Genomic DNA, 3,456 nt, shown 5'->3' with positions numbered 1-3,456 from the left:
CGCACTTGGTGATGGCCCGGCTTCAGGCCTGCCTTGTCCGGCGCATCGGATAGCCGCCGATAACCATAGGTTTGCTTGTGGGCATCGAAAGGCTGGCGGGCCTTGGCCTCAAGCGCTTGCTTTTGCCTGGTTATATCAGTCCCGGGTGTTTTGGCCCACGCGCAAAAGGCGCTGGAGCTCACCCCCCACCTTACGTAACACGGTAACCGGGCATGCCCCCTGTCGCTCCCGAATAAATCCGCACTTCACTCGATTTCTTTGGCAAAGAAGACCGCAGCCTTTTTTGTTGTTTCGCGCCCCATGCGCAGTCGCGCGTTTTCCTTGCCCAGCCGCAACAATCCAGTTCGGCCAGTCAAGTTCAAGACGGCTTTTTGGGTTGTGGCTGTGGATGCAGGACCCCGTTCCGCCCCAACCCAACGTCCCACCACACTTAGGGGAATACCTAAACGATCTGCCGCCTGTTGGTGGGGATAGCCTCTTTCATTGACCAACTTGGCTGCATCTTGCTTAAATTCAAGCGTGTATTCAGGCCTTTTTTGTTTGCTTTGTGGACTTATTTTTCACCTCTTGGGACATTATAAACCTGCCTTAAGGTGTGTCCTGTTTGATTAAACCATTACATCGCACAGTAGAAAACAAAAAGCAGTCTCTATCACCCCTCCAATTCAATATCATCAAAGCAACTGACTTGACGATGTTCGGCATGAACGTCCGGCCCATGATCACGGGTGAGCCAGATGGTTTTATAGCCTATAGCTTTTGCGGCATCCAGTTCCTCTTTAATATCAGACAGAAACAGAATGTTATGTGCAGGATAGCCGATTTCTTCGGCAATTTTTCGGTAAGAGTCGGATTCTTTTTTGCCGCCAATCGTAGTGTCAAAGTACCCAGAAAATAAAGGCGTTAAGTCGCCAGAATCGGTATGTGCAAAGAGGAGTTTTTGCGCTAATACTGAGCCGGAAGAATAGACATATAAGAAAATGCCTTTGGCTTTCCAAGCTTTAAGATTGTCTATCGCATCCTGGTACAGATGGCTTTTAAAATCGCCTTGTTTATAACCTGCTTCCCAGATCAAACCCTGCAAGGCTTTTAACGAGGTAATTTTTTTGTCCTGGTCTATCCATTGGATAAGCTGGGCGATAGCGGCCTCGATATTCAGTTTGGCACCTGCTTCATGACAGGTATCAGCAAGCAGTTGTTTGACGTAAGGCTCGTTCAGGTGTTGCCGGACATAATCGGGCAGTTTCCCACGTGCGTATGGAAACAGGACATCCTTAACGAAAGACAACGACGAGGTAGTGCCTTCAATATCGGTGACGATGGCTTTAATCATTACAGTTCAGCTAGAAATTCGTCCAAGGCTGAGAAGGATTTGGCAATTTCACTGCCGGTAAACTTGGCAACCCAGCCTTCCGGTGTGGTAAATAGGCGGATGACCTTGAAGCTGGGGTTTTCCCCCATGTCAAACCAGTGTGTGGTGTTGGCAGGAACGCTGATGAGGTCGCCTTTTTCGCATAAGGCCGCATAGACCTTATCGTTTACATGCAGATAAAAGAGTCCACAGCCGTCGATAAAAAAACGCACTTCAAAATCGTCATGGATGTGTTCAGCCAGAAATTTTTGTCGGAATTCCGCTTTTTGGGGGTGATCCGGGCTTAGGTTAATCACATCCACTGATTGAAAACCGTAGAGCTGTTTCAGCTTGTCTATGGATTCCTGGTAAGCGGCAATGATCGTTTCCTGGCCGTCATCGGCAGTCAGTTCGCGATTGGCCGTCCAGCGTTCAAACTTGACACCAATACCCGCAAGCTCGCGTTCTATGTCGGCAAAATCGGTGTAACGTTTGCCTTGCTTCGGTTGGTCATCGGGGTAAATGGTTAATACGCTCATGGTTTTCTGGCTCCGTGCAGTCGTAATTCGCAATCAAATAAATAATCCAGCGCCTCAAGATGGCGCAGCGCTTCCGGTACGGATACACCCCAAGTATACAAGCCATGCCCGGCGATAATATAGCCGTAACAGTCGTTCACCGTATCCAAATAGCGCTCGACTTGGCTCGCTAAGCGTGGAATATCCTGGTCGTTGGCAAAAATCGGTATCGTAATTCGGGTTTCATGCGTCGTAATGCCGTGCAAGGCTTTTAATAACTCGTAATCTTCCAAGATAATCTCATCACGAAAAAGCCTTGAAACCAGTATGGCATTGATCGAATGCGGGTGCAAAATGGCGTGGACATCGGGCAAACGCTTATACAAGAAAGTGTGCAATATCGTTTCTGCCGACGGCTTTTTGCCATCCAGAGAATTGGCATCGGCATCAATCAGCATAATATCATCGACCTGCAAATAACCTTTATGCTTACCTGAGGTGGTAATGGCAATCGTACCATCCTGCAAACGCGCAGAAAAATTCCCGCTGGTTGCCGGCACCCAGCCCTTGCTGTCGATAAACCGTCCGGCATTGCATAAGGCTGTTGCCGCAGTTTTAAAATCTTGGGAATAATGCATGTTGTTTAAAGAGATGGTTTGATTTTTTTAAAGATTCGGTAATAAAAAATCGGGAGGCATGAGGCGTAACCGTCTATTTTGAAAGAGCTTTGATTGCTTCAAGCAACAAATCTTTAAGGTCTTTTATTTTAACTGGCTCGTTAACTTCATGGGGCGTTACTCCTTTGCCAAAATAGTTCTTTATTAAATCTTCACGAATAGCCTCTTTCTTTTCTGGTTGCATTAACTCGATAAAAGGTCCAAGTGAAGCAAGTTCCAATTCGGTCTGTCGAGCACGATCTGCATTGGTGCGATGCCTAGCAGATTCCTTTGCAGCGTACCATGCTGGTGTTGTTATCGCGATAGCGTAAAGTAATCGTATGATTGCCGACCATGCGTTTTCGGGCGTAGATGGATCATCCCAAAATTTCCATAAAGTTGCTATTGCGGTTCCGATGCCTAATGCAAACATTCCAACTGCAATCCAGCGCCAGCGATTCGCTTCTTTAGATTCGCTATTAGCAATTTTCTGATAGTTCCCCGTTACTCCAATGTTCCCAACAACCTGAACAATATTTGCAGCTTCATCACGACTTGTTTCAAGCGCCGTTATTAGTTGAATCGCCTTAATTTTGGATTCTTCTTGGTGGCTGTTAAATGCTTCTTTGAAGGTTTCAATTATATTTATGAAGTCAGCATTTCGTTTGGCTTCTGTATCAGCGTACTCTTTTTGTACTTATGCGGTAACGGCCAGTGCTTCGGCCTTTTGTGCTGCAATTGACTCCGATAGTGTCTCTAGTTTTGATTGTTGCGTAACAATTTCTAGGGCTAGTGTAGATATTTTGGAATTGCTAATTTAATATAGCTAGCATATTATTCCATTTTGCCATCAGTGGCCTAACAGAGTATTCCAGCATTTTTTGGCATTTACTGTAGCATTTTGATTTGCGGCGCAACCTGGCAAGAAAAT

Annotated in this window: 5 protein-coding genes and 2 pseudogenes; all 7 read right to left on the bottom strand. The window is 46.2% G+C overall.

Going from position 1 to position 3,456, the window contains the following annotated elements:
- Window positions 1-182: pseudogene (locus ACLQ6D_RS16835) on the bottom strand (hypothetical protein); the annotation flags it as partial.
- Window positions 183-245: 63 nt separating this feature from the next.
- Window positions 246-557, bottom strand: coding sequence for a transposase (locus ACLQ6D_RS16830; protein ID WP_411728464.1), 312 nt, complete (start codon window positions 555-557; stop codon window positions 246-248).
- A gap of 95 nt (window positions 558-652) precedes the next feature.
- The gene (mtnC, locus tag ACLQ6D_RS16825; protein ID WP_411728463.1) at window positions 653-1,333 is read right to left on the bottom strand and encodes an acireductone synthase; all 681 of its coding nucleotides are present in this window, start codon (window positions 1,331-1,333) and stop codon (window positions 653-655) included.
- Entirely contained in the window at window positions 1,333-1,890 is a 558-nt protein-coding gene (locus tag ACLQ6D_RS16820) for a 1,2-dihydroxy-3-keto-5-methylthiopentene dioxygenase (RefSeq protein WP_411728462.1), read from the bottom strand. Before ACLQ6D_RS16820 ends, mtnC begins: the two co-directional genes overlap by 1 nt.
- On the bottom strand, window positions 1,887-2,507 hold the full coding sequence (locus ACLQ6D_RS16815; protein WP_411728461.1) for a methylthioribulose 1-phosphate dehydratase: 621 nt from the start codon (window positions 2,505-2,507) through the stop codon (window positions 1,887-1,889). The genes ACLQ6D_RS16820 and ACLQ6D_RS16815 overlap by 4 nt, the downstream gene beginning before the upstream one ends.
- A gap of 73 nt (window positions 2,508-2,580) precedes the next feature.
- Window positions 2,581-2,958 carry a hypothetical protein gene (locus tag ACLQ6D_RS16810; protein ID WP_411728460.1) on the bottom strand — a complete coding sequence of 126 codons (378 nt, stop codon included), beginning with the start codon at window positions 2,956-2,958 and terminating at the stop codon, window positions 2,581-2,583.
- A 379-nt stretch (window positions 2,959-3,337) separates the two neighbouring features.
- A pseudogene (locus ACLQ6D_RS16805) lies at window positions 3,338-3,456 on the bottom strand (IS1 family transposase); the annotation flags it as partial.

It is taken from the genome of Methyloglobulus sp. (assembly GCF_046714055.1).
In the GTDB taxonomy this organism is placed as follows: domain Bacteria; phylum Pseudomonadota; class Gammaproteobacteria; order Methylococcales; family Methylomonadaceae; genus Methyloglobulus.
The sequence above is the reverse complement of the archived record's forward strand: the minus strand, read 5'-3'. Positions and strand labels throughout refer to the sequence as shown.